Below are 24,010 nucleotides of genomic sequence, written 5' to 3' on the forward strand. Positions count from 1 at the left end.
TAACAAGTCAAGCCGATATAGAGTCTTATTTTTGATATACGGCTCGGAATAGAGAAGTTAAGCAGTAGTTTCGCAATTGCGCGCTACCAAAACAATCGGCGATATCAGATTACCTATAGGCTTTTTCTTAATTAATCCTTTACTAGCCAATTTTCAGCACTGAGATGCCTATCAAAGGCTGTACGATGGAATCTTAATAGGATGCAGCACTGTCGATCGACGTTCGGTCAATAATAAAACCATTATTCTCAATCCGATTGCGGCCGTTGTGCTTGGCTTGATATAGCGCGGCATCGGCCGATTCAATTAGCCGCATCGCAATATCGGCTGCGCTCGAAAGTATATGCTTAGGCGCCGAATAAGATGCTGCGCCTATCGAAATAGTCACCTGAATCGGTTTACCATCGAAAACCATATTAAGCGCTTCAACCGTACATCTTATACGTTCGGCGATAGCTATTAATTTACTTTCGTCAAGGTTCGACAACAAAGCCACAAACTCTTCGCCACCGTATCTAGCCAAAACGTCGTTGTTACGTAGCAGATTTTTTACCGATCCTGACACTTGTTTAAGCACATAATCTCCGGCTTGATGTCCGTGGGTATCGTTGATTGACTTAAAATAATCGATATCGAGAAACAAACAGGACAATGGCTCGCCGCTTCGTTGGCAGCGGTCGATTTCTTCTCCAAGCCTTTGCTCAAGAAAACGTCTGTTGTTGACGCCGGTCAGTGTATCGATCAAACTGGTCCTGCGCATCATCTCGAAATTGAGATTATTTTCCAAACAAATACTGACCACCGAAATCATATGTTCGATAAAATCGGTCGCCATTGTATCGATAAAACGTTCCTGCTGAAAGCTACCGAAATTCAACGACCCTAGGTATTTTCCGCGTCGGATTAGCGGAATCAATGCGACACTAATAGGCTTTCGATCGGTATAGCTAAAGAATTCTGAACATTTTGGATGATAGGCGCCGATATAGGGTTTTACTGCAAAACCGAACAAAGTTTTCAACTGATGACGGTCTTTAAGCAGAGTTAATTGCTTTGTGGTCTTGATATCGAAACCGTCTTGTATCAAATACTCCGATAATTCGTTTTCTTTATCGACCAAACATAGACTGATAACATCAAGGTCGAAAAATGCCTTACCATCTTCAAGAATATGAACAATCATTTCGGATAAAGAATTTAAGTTAAGCAAGCGTCTTTCAAAAGCTTGAAATCGCCTTAAGGCGTTACTGTTATGCTGAACCCGATTGATCATGCCATCTAAATGACTTTGCAATATCGACAAATCGGTCGTTAAATCTTCTTCCAAAGCTAAATCTCTCATTAATAAAAGTCCTACTCCCTTACCAATATACTGATCAATTTTTTAGCGAAATTCGATCCAACGATAAAGATGGATGGCATTTAAGAGCTGGAAAAATCCATCCTTAGGGAACTTGACGGCTGATCTCGACCGCAAAGGATGACGGAAATCCCGATTTTGATGAAGCAAAATCCGATCCACTTCCGTCATCGCCGCCAAACACACCACAAACCCACCTAAGGATTAGGCGTTTTCCAATCAGATAAGGAGTAACAATCATCGCTACAGTTAGCCTTTAAAGATTAGCAGTAAAATAAAAATTTACGAATGCCGCAGTCTTTCTTATACCCTTTGCTGGTCAAATTTCGGCGCCGGGGGGTCCGTCAAAGGACGCCGTGAATACGTCCATGTAGGCTCTGTGACAGCATCCCTGCTGTCAAAGCCTTTGCCGAACACCCCGGTGCCTCCTTAGTCACCTGCCGAATTTTGAAGTACGAAAGGTATACATAAACTTTCCTGATTAGCAAGATGCTTCAGCTTGCTGAAGCCAATTGTCCGAGCAGTGGCCAGTCGTAGCCACTTCTGCGGGACGGGTTATTTAACCCGTCCCCAACGTTTCGGTTTGCCCTAAACATTTCGGCTAACTTCGGCCAAAGTCAAAACGTTTAGGACGGGGTTGCAAACCCCGTCCTGCTAGGGATATGCTGGTTTTTGGCCTTTAGCTGAAGAAACTTGCTAATCAGGTAAACTTTTTCACTAAGCAACTTGTTCGTTGAAACTTTGATGGTATTCTTTTGAGGTAAGCTTTATTTGACCACTCTCCGTTTAACCCTTCTTGTGGAGTATGCAAAATGAATCGAGAAACAGACAATTCAGCTAATCGTCCGGACGAAAACGTAACTAAAATGGTTGAGTCCATTGATCGCGATGTTGAACGTGGAGAGGACATTGTGATGGCAGGCTTATGTATCGTAATGATGTCGACTTTTTTTGCACCGGTGGCTCCTCCGGCAGTATTATTGCCTTTTGTCGCTGTTACTTTCGCCGTATCGGCGGGACTGGCAAGGTTAAATTACCGAAAAATCGAACGGAAATTGGCGAATTTCCTAGTGATGATTGAAGAACCGGAACAATCCAAACTCAAACCGCTTGAAGCGGTGTTTAAAGCATCCCCCTATGAATCGCTAAGTCAATCTTTTAATCCTTTTAAAAATATCAAGCGTACCGCTAAATCAATACTCGGCGGATTATTGATCAACCCGTTGTGGATGCCTATTTTCTATATGATTGGCCTACAAATCGATGAAGAAAAAAAATTGATCGCCCTGAATCAAGCCGTCATGTCTATCGAACAAGAACCAGTCGATAAGGCATTTGAGTTTTACGCGTAAATTGCAAGGCAAGAAAGCGATCATACCACTCGATTCGCTTTAATGAAGGGTGTTTCGCTTGGCTTACCGATTAAGTCTCCAGCAACCTTATTAACTCCCATCTTTTTAACCACATCAAAAACCCGGCGCGTACTCACCGACTCAACAACCGTAACTTTATCAAACGCTTGCACGGCTTCGACCATCAACTGTAAATTTTTGCTGCTGTCTTTGTGCTTTTCAATTTGATCAACGAAGTATCCACCGATTTTGACAAAGTCGACCGGCAAATGTTTAAGGTAAAAAAACGATGAAAATTCAATCCCGAAATCGTTTAATGCGCACCGGCAGCCGTATTCTTTAATGCGCCTTACAAAACGTTGAGCGATAACGAACTGCCCAATCACCGAAGATTCACTAATTTCGAATATGATTTGACTCGGATCAACCGCGTTTTTGTTTAATAATTCTGCCATATCCGAGCAAAAATCGGGGTCTAAAAACAAAGCGCCGGATAAACCGATCGAGATGCTAATCCGATTCCCTGATTGATTATAGAAAGCAAGTTCATTAATTGCCGTAACGACCAGAAGACGCTCTAATCGAGGCGCGAACCCTAGTTGCTCAGCATAAAGCCAATATTCATCCGGCGGAATCAAACTACGGTCATCTCGCCGTATACATAAGCGGACGTTAAAATAACTTTCGCAACGCTGATCGATATCCCAAACCGGCTGATAACTCAACACGAATCGGTCCCTATCGAAAGCGATATCAAATAAAACTTGCCATTCACTCCGCCTTTTGCCATTACCTTGACTATTACGCTCCCGATCAAAAAATAAATAGAAACCGTCTTTTTTTGCATGATGCATCGCCGAATGAGCATTAGCCCTTAATTGATCGACAGTATTGCCATGCTGCGGATAGAGCGCTATACCGATACCCGTTGATAAGAAAAGGTTTGGCGAATCGATTTCCACATTGTGTGATTGGACTTCATCAATGATTTTATTCGCTAATACAATAATCCCTCGCTGTTGACAATTCGGCATTATCAACGCAAAACGATTATCGCCAATACGATACAATCGATCGGAAGATCTCAGAATGGGCTTAAGTCTGCTTGCGACACGAAGCATGTAAGATTTATCGAAACGTAAATCGCCGGTACCACGCGGAGTCACATCAAATACCAGCAAGGCCAACTTGCCGCCATGTCTTTTAGCCGATGCGAGACGATCGGCTAATTCGGATTCAAAGCTTCTCTGATTGCCCAGACCGGTAACCGGATCGAAATTTGCCATGGTTAATAACTTTTGCTCAACGATATGTTCGACACTCATATCGACGCCCATCGAAAGCACAAATGCTTCTTGGTTTTCACCATCCTGATAAAACGGCGCATGAATCCAAAATATGTCGCGACTTCCACCTAGCTTCGATACTAAACGTCCTTCAATTTGCAGTCGCTGCGCATACCTGTCGTTTCTTAGCCTCGCTAATTGAGCCCGATGATGTTCCTCGGAAGACGGCAAATAGAGATCGAATAACTTACCGATAATCGAATCCCTTTCTTCACCCAATACATCCGCCGCCGCCTGATTCGCACACGCAATCAACCCATTCATCCGTTGCGTAATCATTATGACGGGGGCGGTACTCACCATACGATTAATAAAATCTCTTTCATCGGCTAAATTCCGGTTATGCTCTATGATTTCAAGGGTATTGGTATTTACGATTTGCTCCGCCAACTCAAGCTGTTGAGCCAATCCTAATACGGAATGATTCAGTTGATCTATTTCGTCATGAAAAAATGGAAACAGTCTTTTAGTCTTTACTTGCTGTCTGAATGCCGGAAATTGCCGACCGGCCAATAACGGAATCGCTCTTGACAGTCGGACCACGCGACCAATGAAAAACCAGAGGACAGTCGATAATACCAATAGCGATAAGAAAAAGCTCAGCAATGTTTGAATCCAAATTGATCTCCGCTTGGCATTTAAAACATCAATATCGTGAGTGATATCGTTAACAAAGACAAAAAATGGCGCACGATTTGTCTCCGAGTGATTCATACGTCTCATACCGAGCTCATAGTAGCGGTCTCCGAAAGATAACCGTTCGTTACGGTCGGCAAAACGGCTGACTGCGTCGCTCTTGGATAAAATACCTAAGATATCGAAATCCAAACCGGAAAATGTTCTAGCGGTTAATTTGACCGTATAATTCGGGTCTTCAGACGTGAGGGAATCTTCGACTAAAATGCCGATATCGTTATTCGTTAGCTTTTTGTATTTGATGATAATGTCTGCAAAAGACTGAGATACGCTCAATACACCGGCCGACTTTGACTGCCCCAACATTGGAACTATCGCTTGTTGAAAACAAGCATCGGGACATACAATCCTGTGAACCGGTTCTTCGGAATTTAAAACCTGATGCACATCAGCATTGGATATTGCCAGTTTACGTCCCCATGCACCAATGAGTCGCCCACTCTGATCGAATAAGGTAACATTTTCAATATCCCAAATTAATTGTAATTGCTCTCCATTACGCTCCAACATTTCGGACAGTTTTTTTTCTTTATCAGCATCTTCTACTGAGAATGCTAAACCTTCGGCGAGCTGGTCCAAAGTTTGGAATGCTTCGTTGGATAAAACCTGAGCGGTGTCGAATTGCTTGCTTTGAATATGTTCGCGTTCGAGCTTGAAAACCCGGTTCACTTCGTTATAAGCATAATAGAAATAAGCGCCATACACGAACAACATTCCTATGCCGAATAAAATCGATAATTTCCAGCGCAAACTGAAAAAAGGAGATTCATCCATCGGACTTACCAATCAAACCATGACATAAACACCTCTATAACCTGAATATTATGGCTCCGCATAGGGTGAACGACATAAAAAATGTGCCGTCGAATTCAACTGAAATAAATACTCTATTCGAGAGCAATCTGACCATTGCAGAAAAAACTATTGCTTGGCTTATCGTAGCCGGCCACACAAGACAATACCGACCGAATTACTTAAATTAAGCGATTAAAACATTAGGAATATAACTATTTTCAAATAGTTAACTGATAAGTTTTAACAAAAAATCGGCAGTTTAGCGCTTTCACCCCAATTAACCCTACGATGTTATACCCGTCGTAGATCAAAATTCGGCGCCTGGGTGTCCGCTAAAGGACACCGTGAATACGTCCATGTAGGCTCTATGACAGCATCCATGCTGCCAAAGCCTTTACCGAACGCCCCGACGCCTCCATACGCTAATGCCGAAATTTGAAGTGCTATAAGGTATACTTCACGCTTTCCGTATCTTCTGTTTCCAGGATTAAAGACAATTGAATTGGTTTAATTTATTTTCGAAATAAATAAATATTATAAATCAATTAATTATAAAATAATTTATGTGTAATCTCGGAACACTATGATAACAGGCTATTCGAAGCAATAAATTCTAACGGATGAAGTATAACCTTTTTATTCAATCAAGCTACTACTAATTTATCGGAAACCTATAATTCCGGCATGAATTGACGAAATCGATTCTAAAAATGGACTTAGGTTTTGGTCGTAAATAACTCGTTGACAGGTAAGCCACTGGTTTGACCAGTGAGACTATCAAGGCTTTGCCTTTAGATTTAGTTTTTAAAGACATTTGAATTGCTCGTCGAGGCTTAGCGAAATAAACATCAAGCTAAAAACGGCCAACCCACACCACTCTTTCCCAAGTTGCTATTAAAACATGTAGCCCGTATGCGGCTTAGCGGAATACTGGACTGGCGTGGCACCGAACTTCCCGGATTGTGCTGCGCTCCATCCGGGCTACGCTGTTTAGGGTTGCCGGAGGTTAGTACTGGTCGGATACATCACAGGGAAAAGTGCGAGATCGAACGCATAGCAACGGCAGCCCTTGGGGCTGCTAATAACCGTCAAACCCCCGCTTTGCGGGGCAATATGACTACCCTATTTTTCGGAGGGTCCGGTTGCTCGATTGGCAGGTGTCGGCAGCAGGGCCTGTCAAGCGAGTTGCCGAACCCTCAACAAAGCTCATATTTCCAGGACGTTATTTATGACAAAATCTTAAGTAAGCGCTCGCACTCCATTAATGCCAGCCACCATATTGCTTAGTCGGGTCACCTTTAAAGCCGGTAGACGTTCCCTTTCCACTCGACTTTTTATTTTGTCGAATCGCATTGATAGCGGCCTGAGCCATGTTTTGCTTAGTCACCCCCCCCAAATTTCTAGCCGATTCGACGACCAGCGTCGACATCGTCGAAATATCCTGCATCGCCAATGCCGAATCCATCACAACCGCTTCCAGTAATGTATTCTCGTCTACGGCAATCTCGAGCGTCACCGGATAAGCGGATCCAGGCGGCAATGCTATCGAATAGTGGGCTTCTTGATCGGGTTCGGCAGTAGCAATCGTCGATCCATTTTTGTCCTTCGCGAGAATTTTTCCACTAACAATCAATTCGTCTCGATCGGTCACGGTGCCCTCAATAACATGCGTAGAGCTGATCCCGACTTGTTTCGCGCTACTGGAAGAATCACCGCAAGCCACGACTACCGACACAATGGTCGCACAAAAAATAAGCTTAAATAAATTATTCATCACCTTCCTCCTAATTTCACCCACCGAAGCCGGTTGGCATTCATCACAACAGTGACCGACGACATTGCCATCGCGGCACCAGCAATCATCGGGTTCAATAAAATACCGAACAACGGATACAACAAGCCGGCCGCGACCGGAATACTGATTGTGTTATAAAAAAACGCGCCCAACAAATTTTGTTTAATATTGATGACTGTCGCCTTGGACAATTCGATGGCTTCGGGCACTTTCATCAACGAACCTTGCAAAATAACGACATCCGCGCTTTCGATCGCGACATCGGTGCCGGTACCGATCGCGATACCGACATCGGCTTGCGCCAGAGCCGGCGCATCGTTAATGCCGTCACCGACCATGCCGACCTTTTCTCCTCTCTCTTGTAATTCCTTGACGACGGCGGCTTTGTCCTGCGGCAACACTTGCGCCCTAACTTCCGAAATACCGGCCTGGCCGGCAATTGCTTTTGCCGTAACTTCGTTATCGCCGGTCACCATAATAATGCGTATGCCTTGCTCTTTAAGCTGTTTAATCGCTTGTTTAGAATCTTTTTTAATCGGATCGGCCACCGCGACAATTCCGGCGATTTCGTTATCGACCGCCAACAGCATCGGCGTTTGGCCCTGCTTCGATAATGCTTGCATTGGCTCCGAATAAGCCGCGCAATCGACGTCTTTTTGCGCCATTAGCGCAGTATTGCCGAAATAAACCTGACGTTTATCGATTTCAGCGCAAACTCCGTGGCCTGCAACGGCTTGGAAACGCCGTGCCCGTGACGTCTTGATACCGCGTCGCTCCGCTTCGGCCAAAATAGCTCCCGCCAAAGGATGCTCGGAACCCGACTCGATACTGGCAGAGATTTGCAGCACTTGTTCTTCGGAAAAACCGTTCACAGCCTCGATTGTTGAAACCGAGGGTTTACCTTCGGTAACCGTGCCGGTTTTATCGAGAATCACACAAGTCATTTTACCTGCCGTCTGCAAGGCTTCCCCGTTACGAATCAAAATCCCCATTTGTGCCGCCCGTCCGACCGAAACCATGACTGAAATCGGCGTTGCCAAGCCCAATGCGCATGGACACGCGATGACGAGTACCGTCATCGAAGTCACGAAGGCATACCCCAGGGACGGCTCGGGACCGAAGCCTAACCATATAAGAAATGTCAATACAGATAAGGCGACTACGGCCGGCACAAAAATACTCGAAATTCTGTCGGCCAAACGCGCGATATCGGGTTTGCTGCCTTGCGCCTGACGCACGCTTTTAATAATCTGAGCCAATGCGGTGTCGCGGCCGATTCGCGTCGCCTTAAAAATAAAACTCCCTTTTTGATTCATCGTGCCCGCGGCAACCGATGAACCTTCGGTTTTTTCGACCGGCAAGGGTTCGCCTGTCAACATCGATTCATCGACGGACGAATGCCCTTCGGTCACTGTTCCGTCCACCGGAATTTTTTCGCCGGGGCGGACCCGCAAGATTTCGCCGAGCCCGACATCGTGAATCGGAATATCGATTTCCTTGCCTTCACGGATGACTCTCGCGGTACGCGGTTGAAGCCCGATCAACTGACGAATCGCACCCGACGTTTTGCCGCGCGCTAAGGTTTCCAAACCGGAACCTAAATTGATGAACGCCAAGATAATCACGGCCGCTTCGAAATAAGCATGCTTGGCGAGCGACGGCAAGGCATCGGAATAATCGATCACGATCGACGAATACAACCAAGCCGAACCGGTTCCCAGCGCGATTAAGGTATCCATATTGGCCTGACCGTGAGACAGCGACTTGATCGCGCCGCTATAAAAATGCCAGCCTGAATAAATCAAAATACCCAAGGTCATCAAGGAAAGCTGCGGCCAAAACCATTGACCGGCTTCCGAACCGATTTCGGGCAGCCAGTTGAAATGATCGCCCAACATCAACGGAATACCCAACGCGGCAGCCGCTGCTGCTTTTTTCATCAACGAACGATAGCGTTTGAGCTCGAGTTCTTCCTGTTCGGAGGGATCTTCATCCAAACCTTCCATGACGGCCGCATCGTAACCCGCCGCTTTTACCGCCTTGGTCAATGCGTCCGGATCGGCATCGCCTTTGACTTGAGCCGAATGATCGGCAAAATTGACCGAAACCTCGGCCACGCCTTCAACTTCCGCCAAGGCGGTTTCAACGGCTCCAACGCACCCGGCACAACGCATGCCCAAAATCGACAGGCGCAGTTCGGGCATCGTCATCTCGGATTCGTTTTGTGTGCTCATAATAATCTCCGAATAGAAGTGAATAAGGTTAAAGGGGCAAGGCTTAAGGTGCAAGGGGCAAGGAGCTTAAGGGGCAAAGCACCTTTCATCTTTCACCTTTCATCTTTCACCTTTCATCTTTCATCTTTCATCTTTCATCTTTCATCTTTCACCTTGAACCTTATTAATCCCTCATTCCACAGAAAAACCCGCATCGATCACGGCATCTTCTATTTCTTCGACCTCGATCTTAGCCGGATCGTAGCCCACCTCCACTTTATTGTCTTTATGGCTTGCGGAAACCGATAACACACCATCCAGTGTTTTTAATTTATCGCTGATATTGGTTTCGCAACCGCCGCATTTCATACCTGTTACCGTCAGCACAATTGTCTCGCTCATGTCCTCTCCACTGATTCTAGTCATAATATTAAATTAAAACGCACTATGCACCGCTCGACGCATATTTGTTAAACATGATATAAACTAATTCAAAAAAATAGTCTAACGCTCAAATACAATACAACCAAATACAATGCTTTCATACTTTGTTTTATACTCGAATTTTGGCGCCGGTTTAAAGAAGCACCGGGATATTCAGCAATGGGCATATCTAAATGACAAACTTTTTGATTGGTCGTCAACAAATTTTCAATAGAAAACTTGAAATCTATGCCTATGAAATTCTTTTTCGAGGTCATGAATACGACTTGGCGCAAGAAAGCCAAGCCACGCAAGCGACCAACCAAATCGTTACCGATACGATACTCGAACTCGGCATTAATCAATTGGTCGAAAGCCACAGGGCTTTCATTAACTTTACCGGCCAAAATATCCTTGAAAAAACACCGTTAAGCCTTCCCAAAGAACGCATTGTTATTGAGCTACTAGAAGACATCAAAGTCGATTTAAGAATCATCAACAACATTAAAGAGCTAAAGCAACTCGGCTATACCTTAGCACTGGATGATTTTGTGTTGACTGACGAATGGCGGCCTTTACTAGAGTACGTTGACATCATCAAACTCGATGTCTTGCAAATGTCCGAGCAAGAAACCCTCGACATAATCAAACAACTCAAACATTACCCCGTTAAGTTATTGGCCGAAAAAGTCGAAAGCCACCAACAATACGAACAACTACTCGAACTTGGCTGCGACTATTTTCAAGGTTTTTTTCTCAGCAAACCGAACATCGTCGAAGGCCGGCGTTTGGGTATAAACCAAACAGCGGCAATCAGATTGTTGGCTGCAGTCAATAATCCCAACGTAGAATTTCTCGAACTAACACAAATCATTTCGCAAGATGTCACATTAAGCTTTAAATTATTGCACTACATTAACTCGGCTTTTTTTGCGATTCCACGACGCATCGAATCGATCCGGCATGCCGTCTCTTATCTTGGCCTGAATGAAATCAAACGATGGTGTAATATTCTAACTTTCGCCTCATTATCGAATAAACCGAAAGCCCTACTTCAAACAGCCTTGATTCGAGCTAAAATGTGCGAACTATTAGCCCGGCACCTTAGCGAAGAACCCGAACATTACTTTTTAATCGGTATACTATCGAGTCTCGACAGTATTCTAGATTTGCCGATCGATGAAGCGCTCGGTCAATTACCATTGACGGCCGATGTCGCGATTGCTATTTTGGAAAAGAATGGATTAGGCGGAGAAATTCTTCAATTCGTGCTCGGTTTCGAGCAATGGTTGCCGCAATCGATACACTTCAAAGCTTTAACTCCGGCGATGATTAACACTGCGTATCTGGAAAGCATCGACTGGGCGAATCAAATCATGAACAACATCGAATAACCGATTCCATGAACAAACTTTTATTTTTATTTTCATTGATGATCCATACGCAGTTACTATCGGCAAATGAGCTTGGGGCTATCGATATACCGCAAATGCTCGAAATGAAAAACAAGCAAAATGCTTTGATCATCGATATCCGTACCGAAAAAGAATGGGCCGAGACTGGAACGATACCTCACAGTGTAAGGCTTCAATTTTTCGATAGTCGAGGCAGCTACGATGCAGAACAATGGCTAAGCGAAATGGAAAAATTACGCACTTCACCGAATCAACCCGTCGTGCTGGTATGCCGATCCGGCAATCGAAGTGAAAAAGCCGGTAATCTCCTAGTACAAACATTCGGTTTAGACAATATTAACCATCTACAAAACGGTATTCAGCCTTGGATTCAAGCCGGCTATGCCACCACTCAACATTGCCCCGGTCTATTGGCTTGTAAACAATGACAAAAAATCTCAACACCATCACCAACCAAGCAATCGCACTCGCAGGCATCGCCCAAGCGGCCGCGCTGGTCAGGCAATTGGCAACAACCGGCAAATCGGATCCCGATGCAACCGAAGCCAGTATCGCCAGCATTCTTAAAATCGACTCGGATACGGTTGAAGACATTTATGGCGGCCTAGCCGGTATCAAATTCGGATTGGAACAACTCAACCGGCAAATGACCGGTTTCGATATCGCAGATCCCGAACAAGCACGATATGCGGCATCGCTAGTATTTTTAGAAAAACAGGTATCAAACCGTCCCGATTTAATGGAAGTCATCGGTAAAGGCATCGAAAAAGCCCAACACCAAAGCGAAACTTTCGGGCTTTTGCACGAAAACGTATTAGCCAACCTCGGCGACATTTATCACAACACGATCAGTACGCTACAACCGAGGATCATGGTCAACGGCGAACAACATTATTTATCGAGACCCGATACCGTCAATAAAATCAGAGCCCTGCTGCTAGCTGGCATACGCTCGGCAATCCTATGGAAGCAATGCGGCGGATCGCGTTGGAAATTTTTGTTCTTCCGGAAAAAACTACAAACGGAAGTCGAAGCACTGCTACAAAGAATCTAACCGAATTGCGTTATGAGTCATCTGATAATAGCCGAACATTTATACCGTTATTACGGCAAACTTTGCGCGGTCGACGATGTCAGTTTTACCCTGTCTAAAGGCGAAGTACTAGGCTTTTTAGGACCGAACGGCGCCGGTAAAACCACGACGATGCAGATGCTCTGCGGCAATCTCGCTCCCAGCGCCGGACTCATTACTATCAACGGTTACGACATACTCGATAAACCGAAATCGGCTAAGTTGAAACTCGGCTATTTACCGGATACACCTCCGCTATACCGTGAATTGACCGTCGATGAATTTTTGCATTATTGCGCGCGACTCCATCGTCTAACGCGCGGCCATATTTCAAAAGCCATCGCAACAGCCAAGGAGCGCTGCGGCTTAAGAGAAGTCGCGAGCCGGCTCATCGGCAATCTTTCCAAAGGCTTTCAACAACGGGTCGGCATCGCTCAAGCCATCTTGCACAATCCTGACGTCGTTATTCTCGATGAACCGACCGTGGGTCTTGACCCGATACAAATCCGAGAAATTCGAAACCTGATCCGTGAACTGGGCCGAGACCACGGCGTCATTCTGTCCACTCATATTCTGCCGGAAGTCCAAGAATCCTGCACACATGTACAAATTATTCAGCACGGCAAATTGATTTTTCACGAAACGATCGAAGGGCTCAATCGTCAGTTAAAGACAAGTACGCTACAAATCAAAACGCGACTACCGGCCGATTTCAATAGCTTGAAAGCGATACCCGGCATATTGTCAGTCGAAGGCTTACCCGGAAACATTACGCGATTACACCACGATAATACGCAAAATCTTAACGAACATATTACCGAAACTGCCGTTCGCCTAGGTTGGGGACTACTGGAAATTACCGAAATGAAACAATCGCTTGAAGACGTTTTTGTCAAACTGACTGAATCGAGCCATCGTAACGCAGTTTGATAATAAGAAATTTATTAACGGTATCCAGTTACTTTCTGAACAGAGTCAATATGTGTCAGCTCTAAGCTTTATCCTAACGTTCATGAAAGCCCGGCAATCACCCCGGCAAATGAAAGTACGAGACGTGGGGAGGGCGCGGTCACTCGCCCGACAGGACGCCGTGAATACGTCCATGTAGGCTCGATGGCGGCTATCCTGCCGCCAACGCCTGTCGATCGAGCAACCGCACCCTCTCCGGAACCGGCATTGCCAGAACAGAGATTTGTATATCGAAAAATTAGATAATGAATCCAAATTTACGAACTTTCACAGTAAAAAGAGCAGTTGAAATGTGTTGTAGACCGTTCGTGCTGAGCTAAGTCGAAGCATGAAGGGTATACAACACTTTCACCGTCGTGGTGAAGGGTACGATCACTCACCCGACAGGCCAGCTCCATTCTGGTCCCTCACCGGGCGTTAGATGATGGACCGCACACACCGATGCCTGCTCAGGCGCTGCCGAAATTTGAAGCATGAAAGGTATAATTAAATACTTTCGTGATTTTCGTGTGTTTCGTGGACAAAATGCTTTTTATGGATTTATAACGGAGCCTCAGCTCCGGCCTCTTTATTGACCGGCAAATAGACACGGAATTTTGTTCCTTTACCTAATTCCGATGTCAAATCGATCGTCCCGCCATGCTCCTTGATGATCTTATAGGACAGCGATAAACCCAAGCCCGTCCCCTTACCGACCGGCTTAGTCGTAAAAAACGGGTCGAATATTTTCCGCCTAACCTCCTCGGACATGCCGCAACCGGTATCTTCAACCTCTATCCATACCCTATCGTTACCTTGACCGCCCGTTCTTATAATTATTTTTCCTGATTTTTCGATGGCTTGGGCGGCATTCACCAGCAAATTCATCACGACTTGATTGATCTGTGAGCCGACGCAGTTAATCGGTGTAAGCCCCCCATATTCCTTGATAATTTCCGCCTTATATTTTAATTCGTTATTCACGATGTTAAGTGTGGCATCGATGCCCGACTCAAGGTCATGCAGACCGCTTTCGTTCTCATTCATATGCGAAAACTCGCGAAGATTCTGAATGATTTTTCTTGCTCGCACTGCCCCTTCGATCGACTCCTCGATCAAATCGCCTAAATCGGCTTTAAAATCATCGTAATCCAATTCTTCTTTAAGCTTCTGGAAAAACAACACATCGGGGTGGTCTTGCGGCAACTGCCGGGAAAATTTTTCGGCCAATTCGAAAATAGACAACACCGACTGTAAGCGATCTTTTAAGCCTTCCAAATTCGCATATACATAACTCAGCGGGTTATTGATCTCATGAACAATACCGGCCGCCAACAAGCCTAATGATGCCATTTTTTCGGATTGAAATAAAAACGCCTGAGCCTCTTTTAATTCGCCCATGCGGCGTTCGATTTCGCTTTTTAGCCATACATTTTGACTTTCCAGTAAGTCGCGCTCGTTTTTTAGCGCCAATTGGCTTTTAACTCGAGCCATGACGATGCCCGGCACAATCGGTTTAACGATATAATCGACGGCCCCCAATTGCAAACCGAACGCCTCATCGGCTTGATCGTCTAGCGCCGTCACGAAAATCACCGGGATTTCACAACATTCCGGTTCGGCTTTCAGTCGACGGCACAAATCGTAACCGCTCATCCCCGGCATCATCACATCAAGCAATATCAAATCAGGCATATACTCGCGCGCCAATTTCAAACCTTTTTCACCGGATGTAGCAACTTGAACACTATAATCATCTTTTAAAACTCCAGCCATCAGTTCAAGATTAGCCGGCATATCGTCGATGATCAGTATCTTTTTTTTATTATCCATGCTCATTTCTCATACTTATCAAGCCGCGCATTAATCGAATACCGAACGCTTACTGTGAAAGTTCGCGGATTTGAAATCTTAATCTAGTTTTTCGATATTCAACACAATGCCGGTTCCGAAGAGGGGGCGGTTGCTCGATCGACAGGCGTCGGCGGCAGGGAGCCGCCGTCGAGCCTACATGGACGTATTCACGGCGTCCTGTCGGGCGAGTGACCGCACCCTCCCCACCCCAGAGAGCTTTCATTTACCGGGGCGATGGCTAGGCCTTCATGAACGTTACTGTGAAAGTTCGTAGATGTAGACTCTTTATCTAATTTTTCGATATACAAAAGCTCAGCAACGAAAATGCCGGTACCGAAGAGGGTGCGGTTGCTCGATCGACAGGCGTCGGCGACAAGAATAGCCGCCGTCGAGCCTACATGGACGTATTCACGGCGTCCTGTCGGGCGAGTAACCGTACCTTACCCTTACCCCTCGCGCTCTCATTTTCCGGTGTAATGACGGCTTCTTCATGATTGTTAGGATTTAGACAAACCGTCATTATCCTTATCCGATACACTTCTCAATATCCGTAAAGCCTCATCATAATCGAACCGGTCAATATACCGATTAAATATCGCATAACGATCGCCCAAATAGACCCGCAACATCGCCGCCGATTCACGGCTTAAACTGCCGGCTTTAACATTGCTCTCATCCAGTAAGCGCTCAAGGTCTTGGATGAGGCTCCTCAAACGCTCTGGATCGATATCAATCGACTCGAGATCATCCTGTTCGGTTGCTTCGGGCAAAGACTGAATTGCCTCGACCAACTGTATTAATTCATGTTCGCATGCAAGCGCCAATTTCATACAATCGTCCGGCCCGGCATCCGCACGTAAGGCATTGTCCAATGCTGCCGCACAATCGGCGACAACCCTAGCGCCTAAAGTCGCGGCTACGCCTTTCAGACCATGCGCTAAGCGACGAACGGCTTCGTTATCGCCGGAAGCTAATTGTTTCCGTGCCAGACTCATGTCTTGTCGATGCGATTGCGCAAACATGCGTAGAAGCCGTCGATACTTACCAATATCGCCGTTGACCATTTGCAGGCCCTTAACCGTATCCACGCCCGGTATATCCCCTAGCTCGCTTTGGCTATTCGATTGATCGAACACCATTCGAGACTCCTCAGACCGATTATCGAGCTCCGGCAAGTCATGTTTTTCGCGCGCCAACCAACGCAACACCACGGTATAAAGTACCTCCGGAATCACCGGCTTGGCGATGAAATCATTCATTCCGGCGTCAAAACAAACACGACGATCTTCGTCGAAAGCATTAGCGGTCATCGCCAAAATCGGCAACCGCACATACTCCGTTTGAGAACGAATCGCCCGGGTAGCCGCCAAACCGTCCATCTCGGGCATCTGCATATCCATCAATATCAAATCGTACTGTTTCGACCGGACTTTATCCAATGCCACACGGCCATTTTCGGCCGTATCCACCGACAAACCGACACCATGTAATAACTCTAAAACGACTTCTCGATTAATCGGGTTGTCTTCCGCCACAAGTAAACGCGCCCCCGCATATCGGCGACGCAATAGATCATCGACAGCTCTAGTTGTTTCAACTTGTACCGCAGGCATCACTCCACGCCCGCGCCGAAGCCAAGCGGTAAACCAAAATGTACTACCCTGCCCAATCCGGCTTTCAACGCCAACGTCCCCGCCCATCATGGTCGCAAGCCTTTTGGTAATCGCCAACCCCAAACCGGTACCGCCGTATTTTCGGGTAATCGACACATCGGTTTGAGAAAAAGATTCAAACAATAACGGCAAGTGCTCTTCGGCGATGCCGATTCCCGAATCCTGAACTTCAAAACGTACTAACAAGCCTTGCTCGTTCTCTTGTAACAGTTTGGCGCGCAAGACAATCGAGCCTTTCTCGGTGAATTTCACCGCATTGCCCGCATAGTTCAACATCGCTTGACGCAGACGTGTCGGATCGCCTCTAAGCCAATGAGGAACGCCGTCGCTACCCGAACTAACCGACAAGCCTTTGAGCTTGGCTTGATCGGAAACCAATGACTTAATATGATCCAATACGGCCTCGAGCGCGAAGTCGGTTTGCTCTAATTGCAAACGTCCAGCCTCGATCTTGGATAAGTCCAAAATATCATTAATAATCGACAACAAGTGTTGAGCGGAAACCTCGATTTTAGTCAGGCGTTCGCCTTGCACGGGCGACAACGGGCTTTGTTTTAATAAATATGTCAATCCCAGAATCGCATTCATCGGCGTACGGATTTCATGACTCATATTCGCTAGAAACGAGCTCTTAGCCTTGTTTGCCGCATCCGCCGCGGCACGCGCTTTTTCCAGCTCCGCCGTTCGATCGGCGACCAGTTCTTCCAAATGATGACGGTAGCGATCCAATTCCTCGCCGTTATGTTTTTTGTCGGTAATATCCTCTTTGACCGACACATAATGCGTAATACGACCATCCGGTTGACGGAGCGGCGAAACGATCGCGAACTCGATATATTCGCTGCCGTCCTTGCGCCGGTTAATAAATTCGCCTTTCCAAGTTTCACCGCGCCTCATTGCATCCCAAAATTGAATGAACGTCTCAGGCGGCGTCTTACCGGAGTGTAAAATTTTAGGATTACGACCGATTACCTCGTCAAGGCTAAAGCCTGTAATGGCCAAAAATGCTTGATTGACATATTCGATCTCGGCATCCAAATTGGTGATCACAATGCTTTCGGGACTCTGCTCGACAGCCTGAGCGAGCTTGCGCAACTGCTCCTCGGTTCGTTTACGCTCAGTAATATCGCGGACAATACCAGCAGCATGCCAATGCCCGTCCAATTTGACCGACGACAGGGAAAGCTCGACCAAAAACTCCTCGCCGTTTCGGCGAACGGCCGGCAATTCCAAAGTACGGCCGACAACAGGTCCCTCCCCTGTTTGTTTGAAATACGATAACCCGGCTGAGGCCGCGTCATGTAAACGGGAAGGCGCAATCAAAGAATGCAGCGTTTTCCCCTTCACATCGTCTTGCGTATAACCGAATATTGCCTCGGCTCCGGGATTCCAAATAATTATTTGTTCGTTTGCATCCATTAAAATAAAGGCATCCCGAATGTTCTCCACCGCCACCCGGAAACGCGCTTCACTATCGCGCAACTCTTGCTCCATCAATTTTTGCGCAGTAATATCGCGATGGTATCCATGCTTGCCTAGATAAGCCCCGTTCTCGTCATGGATAGCCTTATTCTGATGACTGATCCAACGGATAGTGCCATTCTTGTGTACGATTCGAAATTCCAAATAGCCCTTTTTGTCTTTGCTATCGCTCATCAGATAGTGCCAATATCTATCCCGATCCTCTTCATGCACAAGCTCGTCCATGAGCTTGGCATTTTCAAGAAACGCATCGGCGGGGTAACCTGTTATTTGCGCACACCCCGGCGAAATATAATTGAATTGCCCATCAGGATTGAGCCAAAAAATACAATCTGAAGAATTCTCGGCCAACAACCGAAATTTGGCTTCCGACTCCAACAATGCGGCATGCGCCTGTTCAGCCCTGGTTTGCGCAACGATCGCATCCTCCATTAAGTTCAACGCGGCCAGACGCGCTTGGCGTTGCTCCTCGAGGGCTTTCGCCTGGCTTTGCTTTAACGCGACTTCGGCATGTTGCAGAGCTCGATGCTCTTTGACTTCATTTAGAGCGCGATGGATGGACGAAGGCAAGCGGGCAAGATTATCCTTGAGTACGAAATCGCTGACGCCTTGCCATAACAAGTCCACGGCGACTTCTTCGCCGATCGCACTCGTCACTAAAATTACCGGCAAGTCATCCCGGTACGATTTGATAGATTGGAGGGTCGAACGAAAATTCATGCCGGGTACATTATAATCGGAGAGCACCACATCCCATTCGTTTTGCAAGGCCCGCTGCAACTCCGCATTGGAGTTTACGCAATAACACACAGATGCGAGTCCATGCCTTCGCAAATAGCGCTCCAACAACAAAAAATCTGCCGCACTATCCTCAATAACAAGAATTTTTTGCACATCATTCATGACGACTTGTTTCCTTCGACTGCAATTTCAGGCAATGAAAAGCAAAACTCAGCGCCTTTACTCGGTTGGCTATCGACTTCGATTACGCCGCCATGCCGATTGATGATGCGTTTAACGGTAGCCAAACCGATACCAATTCCGGGAAATTCATTTTGATGATGCAAGCGTTGGAAAGGTTGAAATAAGCGTTCGGCATTTGCCATATTGAAGCCGACGCCATTGTCGGCCACACAAAAATAGCGAACGCCTTCTCGATCTTGGGCAAACACGCGAATGCTCGCCGCTTTTTGTTTAGCCGTATATTTCCAAGCATTTTCGAGCAAATTTGATATGACCGACTCGATCATGCGTTTATCACAACTGGCATTCAGACCTTGTTCGACCCGCACATCGACATGACGCCCCGGATTACTATCGGAGAGTTCGGCGAGCACGCGAACCGCCAGCGAAGAAATATCAACCCGATCACGGCTTAGCTCGCCGCGGGTATTTCGCGATAACGATAATAAGCCGTCGATCAAATCATTCATACGGCGGGTCGCAACACCGATCTGCTGCAAATATTCTTTTGCCTGGTCTTGCAGTTCATCCGCATAGTCTTCGATTAAGGCCCAACTAAAACCATTCAATGCTCGGATCGGAGCCCGTAAATCATGGGAGACCGCATAAGCGAAGCTGTCTAATTCCTGATTCGCCAAGGTCAGTTCTTCGGTTCTTTCCTCTACGCGCCGCTCTAAATCGGCATTGAGTCTGAGTATCTCTAACTCGTAATGCTTCCGCTCGGTTATATCCCGAGCAATCGTGGAAGAAGCCACCACTTTTTTCTCTTTATCGAAAATAGGTGAAATAGTCATCGCCACATCGAACAAATTGCCATTCTTATGTAAACACTGTAATTCGTGCTGCCTGACCGATTGCCCCCTGCCGACCGCTTCGACTAGCATCTGCTCTTGATTACGCTGTGTGGGTGCCATCAGCGAGAGCAGCGATTGCCCTAAAACTTCCTTCGAGGTATAGCCAAACATCGCCTCAGCCGCCCTGTTCCAATCCGTTATGATTCCATCGGCACTGCCGCCAATAATCGCATCATCGGAAAACTCGACAATAGCCGCACGAAGTATTCGTTCCTTATGCAAGCTTAGTTCGATTTCAGACTTTGCTTGCCTTAACTGTTCTTCGACCCTTCTTCGTTCGATGATTTCAGCTTGTAATTGCTCATTGACTCGACGCAATTGCGAGGGACTGGGTAATCTAAGAGCATCGGGAAGTACATACCAGAGTGACACGGCGGCGCCGATCGAAATCAGAGCGGTAGCCGACTTGAAAATAACATCCAAGCCATACCAAGGTTGCCACAGTAAGACGGCCCCGAGCAGATGAGTCATTCCGCAAGCCATGATAAACGTGGCGAACATCCACAGCACCCATTGATAAGGAAAGTCCTTGCGTCGTCTCGCGAAATAAGACAACGCGGCCGGCATGGAAAAATAAGCGAGAAAAATCAATGTTTCGCTGACGACATAAGCCATCACCAAGGGCGGCGACCAACTTAAACAATAACCGTGAGGAAGCAAACCCTTTGTTGACAGAAATTGGCTCAGTTCATCGATCATGACGCCACCGAATCAAGGCTAAAAAATGGATTGTATTTAACATATTTCAATAGATCCTGAGACTCAAATCTAAACTGGGTCGTTAAAGCATGGCGTAGGCTACGCAATCGGGCATGGGCTTGAATAGACTCTTCAAATGGTTCCCACGCTCTGCCCCACTGCCATTAAGGAACGGGTAACCCGTCATTCCGCCATGGACTGGCGGAATCCAGTGCCATGGATGGCAAGCTGTTAAAGTACATTAGAGCCTGAATGCAAGAAGTACTTATTTTTATGACGGCTTAACTTAATGGCAGTGACTCTCTGTCCTCGTCCTTATATACCTTTCGCACTTCAAATTTCGGCATTAGCCTATGGAGGTGCCGGGGTGTTAGGTCGATTTTTGCTCCTGCAAAATCGACATTCACGCCATCCATGGCGCTCGCAAAGGCTTTGATAGCATGGATGCTATCATAGAGCCTACATAGACGTATTTACGGCGTCCTTTGACAGGCACCCCGGCACCGAAATTTGACAAGCAAAGGGTATAGATATTGTAGGATACGCTGCGCATACCTTCATGCCGTTAAGTATCGAATCTCTACCTAGATCGAACCATAAGGTCTTGTGTCGAAATTGGCAGGGTTACCCTGGTACGCACAGCGTACCCTACAGAGTTCCAGCGCTTGCATGATTTTGCCATCGCGCTGGATGGCCGGCAGCGTATCGAAAAAGAAATGTGCATAACGAAAAGCACGGAGCGTGGCGACGATGAATACACTACAAGTCCTCCGGGAGCGTATTGGGGTATCAAAAGCTTAAGTTATTTCACGCTCATTCCTTACCGCTTTCGTTGAATTGTATATCTTGCTGAGAATTATCGAGAAAAGCTAGCGGATAAGGCGGACTCTGCCCTAGCCGCTTAGAAAGTTCATTGATTTTCTGCTTTAATGCAATCATATCGAGCTCACGCCCAACCGTCGCGCGATTAAAGCGCTCCAATTCCTGATTACGATCCTCTAGCTCTTCGGTTTGCCGGCGAAGCGTCTCTTCAACGGCCTTACGAGCGGTGATATCGGTATGAGCGATGACCACGCCGTGTTCCTCAGTCTCCAATGGAGTGGCAGTCATCATAAACCAGCGCTGCCGTTCCGGCGAATGGCAGGCATATTCCAAGTAAAAAACTGGAACACGGCCTTCCAAAACCGCTAAAATTCCGTCTCTTGCCGTCATCGCGCCTTCGGACGATGGGCCGGTGCTTCTTTGACAAACGTCCAAATAATTTACGCCGACATCAACTGAATTAAACGCCTCTCCGGACGCCAGTCCGTTGTCATGAGCAAAGCGCCGCCACGGTTGATTGACCGCTACAACGATTCCCTGTTTATCCAATACAGCGATATGCGCATTAACCGAATCCAAAATCGCACGCTTAAACGCTTCGCTTTGCCGCACAGCCAATTCCGCTTGCTTTCGTTCCGTGATATCTTGATCGAGGCCTCGAAAACCGAGCAATTGACCACCATCATCGAGAATCGGCGTACCGTGAGACATGATAAAACGCAAGGCGCCGTCTTTGTGACAATTTATGCTCTCAATGTCACGAAACGATTTACGATGGGTCTTAATGCCTGCAAACCATTCACGTAGCTTGTCGGCTTCTTCGGAAGGCATAAAATCGAAGGGTGTCTTACCTAGCACTTCTTCGGGCGCATATCCAAGCATTTCGAATACGCCGTCAGATGAGTAAATGTAACGCGCGTTTGTGTCGATTTCCCAAATCCAGTCCGCAGAAACATTTGCGATATCGTAAAAACGCCGCTCGCTTTCACGAAGCGCGTCTTCGGCGGCTTTGCGCGCGCTGATGTCGAGAAAGAGCCCTATGACGGCCGGCCGGCCTTGATAGTCGAAGGCACTGCCATGCGCTTCGATATACACAGGACTTCGGTCGCGGCGTAATGCGGTAAAACGGTAATTACTGATCGAGGATACCGTTCCATTGATCAAGCTAGCGATGTTATTGGTGACTTCCTCAAGATACTCAGGGCTGATTAAATCGTCGACCGCCAATGTGTCGATAATATGCTGTGTAGAGTCATATCCTAAAATCGATGCAAACGCCGGGTTAATGTAGCGAAATCGATTATCCTGAATGATATAAATACCGGCTAGCGATTGCTCCACCAATGCCCGAAAACGCTCCTCGCTATTTCGTAACGACCGTTCCGCTTGTTTTAGCTCGCTAATGTCGCGGGAAATCCCGAATATCCCGATGACATTATTGTCGTTATCGAACAAAGGCCCCTTAGTGGCAAGAAATGTGCGTTTTTCGTTCGAAACTTCGAGATCCTCGTAGTAAGTAATGACTCGACCTTCTTCCAAAACAGCCCTATCGTTCGCGATAAGCATTTCGGCCTGTTCGGGTGAAAAAAGCGCCGTATCGTCAAGCCCCAGAACATCGACGGCCTTTTTTCCGGTAAAACGCTCCGAAGCGGGATTAAAAAGCGTATAACGACCTTCCAAATCCTTTGCGAAAATCGCATCGTTTGAACTATCGGCGATTGCGGCTAATAAACCGAGGGCCTTTAACCGCTCCGCTTGAGCCCGTTGTATTGCTTGAGACTCGGCTAAACGTTCCTGTTGGCGTAACAGATAGAATCCCGTCCCAATTGTAAATATCGAGATTAAACCGGCAAGTCCCAACCAAGCCGAGTCTTGCATCGTTGCCGATCGTATTGGCGATAATTGCAATGGTTGATTGCCGAAAGATCCATATTGGCTATAAGCAAATACGAATAAGAAAACGGCGACAATCAATAACGTCCAATGCACGCCTGTGCCGAAACGATTTTTTTCGGTATTTTCTGCAATGGCTTCCCGGTCCACCAAGCGGTGCATTAATTGAAACAGCAGCAACGATGTGACAATAACGAAGCCCCCCCCCTTAATGGTGCTAATTAACGCTATGTTATCCGACTCATCAATAAGACTTGATAACAAGCTATCGGAAAAGAATATCCACAACGCGGCGTACAACGCATAAGTCAATACGACACGGATGATTTCCGCCCGAGGGTGTCGACGAGACATT

General features: G+C 46.6%; 14 protein-coding genes. 5 read left to right on the plus strand and 9 right to left on the minus strand.

Annotation, left to right across the window (positions count from 1 at the left end; translation table 11 throughout):
• Positions 1 to 193 precede the first annotated feature (193 nt).
• Positions 194 to 1,342, minus strand: a complete 1,149-nt coding sequence (locus METBU_RS0105385; protein WP_017839653.1) for a sensor domain-containing diguanylate cyclase — start codon at positions 1,340 to 1,342, stop codon at positions 194 to 196.
• An 830-nt stretch (positions 1,343 to 2,172) separates the two neighbouring features.
• Between METBU_RS0105385 and METBU_RS0105390 the strand changes: the two genes are divergently transcribed.
• A complete protein-coding gene (locus METBU_RS0105390) occupies positions 2,173 to 2,712 on the plus strand; it encodes a hypothetical protein (RefSeq protein WP_017839654.1) in 540 nt (179 codons plus the stop codon).
• 20 nt (positions 2,713 to 2,732) lie between these two features.
• Here METBU_RS0105390 and METBU_RS0105395 read toward each other — a convergent pair whose 3' ends face one another.
• The 4 genes from METBU_RS0105395 to METBU_RS0105410 form a co-directional block, all read right to left on the minus strand.
• Positions 2,733 to 5,528 (minus strand): EAL domain-containing protein, encoded by a 2,796-nt coding sequence (locus METBU_RS0105395; RefSeq protein WP_017839655.1) that lies wholly within the window; start codon positions 5,526 to 5,528, stop codon positions 2,733 to 2,735.
• 1,282 nt (positions 5,529 to 6,810) lie between these two features.
• Positions 6,811 to 7,323, minus strand: a complete 513-nt coding sequence (locus METBU_RS0105400; protein WP_017839656.1) for a hypothetical protein — start codon at positions 7,321 to 7,323, stop codon at positions 6,811 to 6,813.
• Positions 7,323 to 9,578, minus strand: a complete 2,256-nt coding sequence (locus tag METBU_RS0105405) for a heavy metal translocating P-type ATPase (RefSeq protein WP_017839657.1) — start codon at positions 9,576 to 9,578, stop codon at positions 7,323 to 7,325. Before METBU_RS0105405 ends, METBU_RS0105400 begins: the two co-directional genes overlap by 1 nt.
• Before the next feature lie 171 nt (positions 9,579 to 9,749).
• Positions 9,750 to 9,959, minus strand: a complete 210-nt coding sequence (locus METBU_RS0105410) for a heavy-metal-associated domain-containing protein (RefSeq protein WP_014148124.1) — start codon at positions 9,957 to 9,959, stop codon at positions 9,750 to 9,752.
• A gap of 215 nt (positions 9,960 to 10,174) precedes the next feature.
• Here METBU_RS0105410 and METBU_RS0105415 point away from each other — a divergent pair, with 215 nt between their 5' ends.
• The 4 genes from METBU_RS0105415 to METBU_RS0105430 are packed head-to-tail and all read left to right on the plus strand — an operon-like array spanning position 10,175 to position 13,397.
• Positions 10,175 to 11,374 carry an EAL and HDOD domain-containing protein gene (locus tag METBU_RS0105415; protein WP_017839658.1) on the plus strand — a complete coding sequence of 400 codons (1,200 nt, stop codon included), beginning with the start codon at positions 10,175 to 10,177 and terminating at the stop codon, positions 11,372 to 11,374.
• An 8-nt stretch (positions 11,375 to 11,382) separates the two neighbouring features.
• Positions 11,383 to 11,823 (plus strand): rhodanese-like domain-containing protein, encoded by a 441-nt coding sequence (locus tag METBU_RS0105420; RefSeq protein WP_017839659.1) that lies wholly within the window; start codon positions 11,383 to 11,385, stop codon positions 11,821 to 11,823.
• The gene (gene hflD / locus METBU_RS0105425) at positions 11,820 to 12,449 is read left to right on the plus strand and encodes a high frequency lysogenization protein HflD (RefSeq protein WP_014148121.1); all 630 of its coding nucleotides are present in this window, start codon (positions 11,820 to 11,822) and stop codon (positions 12,447 to 12,449) included. Before METBU_RS0105420 ends, hflD begins: the two co-directional genes overlap by 4 nt.
• A gap of 12 nt (positions 12,450 to 12,461) precedes the next feature.
• Positions 12,462 to 13,397 carry an ABC transporter ATP-binding protein gene (locus tag METBU_RS0105430; RefSeq protein WP_014148120.1) on the plus strand — a complete coding sequence of 312 codons (936 nt, stop codon included), beginning with the start codon at positions 12,462 to 12,464 and terminating at the stop codon, positions 13,395 to 13,397.
• 579 nt (positions 13,398 to 13,976) lie between these two features.
• Here the strand turns inward: METBU_RS0105430 and METBU_RS0105435 are convergent.
• The 4 genes from METBU_RS0105435 to METBU_RS0105450 form a co-directional block, all read right to left on the minus strand.
• A complete protein-coding gene (locus tag METBU_RS0105435) occupies positions 13,977 to 15,248 on the minus strand; it encodes a hybrid sensor histidine kinase/response regulator (RefSeq protein WP_017839660.1) in 1,272 nt (423 codons plus the stop codon).
• A gap of 518 nt (positions 15,249 to 15,766) precedes the next feature.
• Positions 15,767 to 19,327 (minus strand): PAS domain S-box protein, encoded by a 3,561-nt coding sequence (locus METBU_RS0105440; protein WP_017839661.1) that lies wholly within the window; start codon positions 19,325 to 19,327, stop codon positions 15,767 to 15,769.
• Positions 19,324 to 20,940: a sensor histidine kinase gene (locus METBU_RS25150; RefSeq protein WP_017839662.1), complete on the minus strand. Its 1,617-nt coding sequence runs from the start codon at positions 20,938 to 20,940 to the stop codon at positions 19,324 to 19,326. Before METBU_RS25150 ends, METBU_RS0105440 begins: the two co-directional genes overlap by 4 nt.
• Before the next feature lie 813 nt (positions 20,941 to 21,753).
• Positions 21,754 to 24,009: a PAS domain-containing protein gene (locus METBU_RS0105450; protein ID WP_017839663.1), complete on the minus strand. Its 2,256-nt coding sequence runs from the start codon at positions 24,007 to 24,009 to the stop codon at positions 21,754 to 21,756.
• Position 24,010 lies beyond the last annotated feature (1 nt).

Source organism: Methylotuvimicrobium buryatense 5G (assembly GCF_000341735.1).
Classification (GTDB): Bacteria; Pseudomonadota; Gammaproteobacteria; order Methylococcales; family Methylomonadaceae; genus Methylotuvimicrobium; species Methylotuvimicrobium buryatense.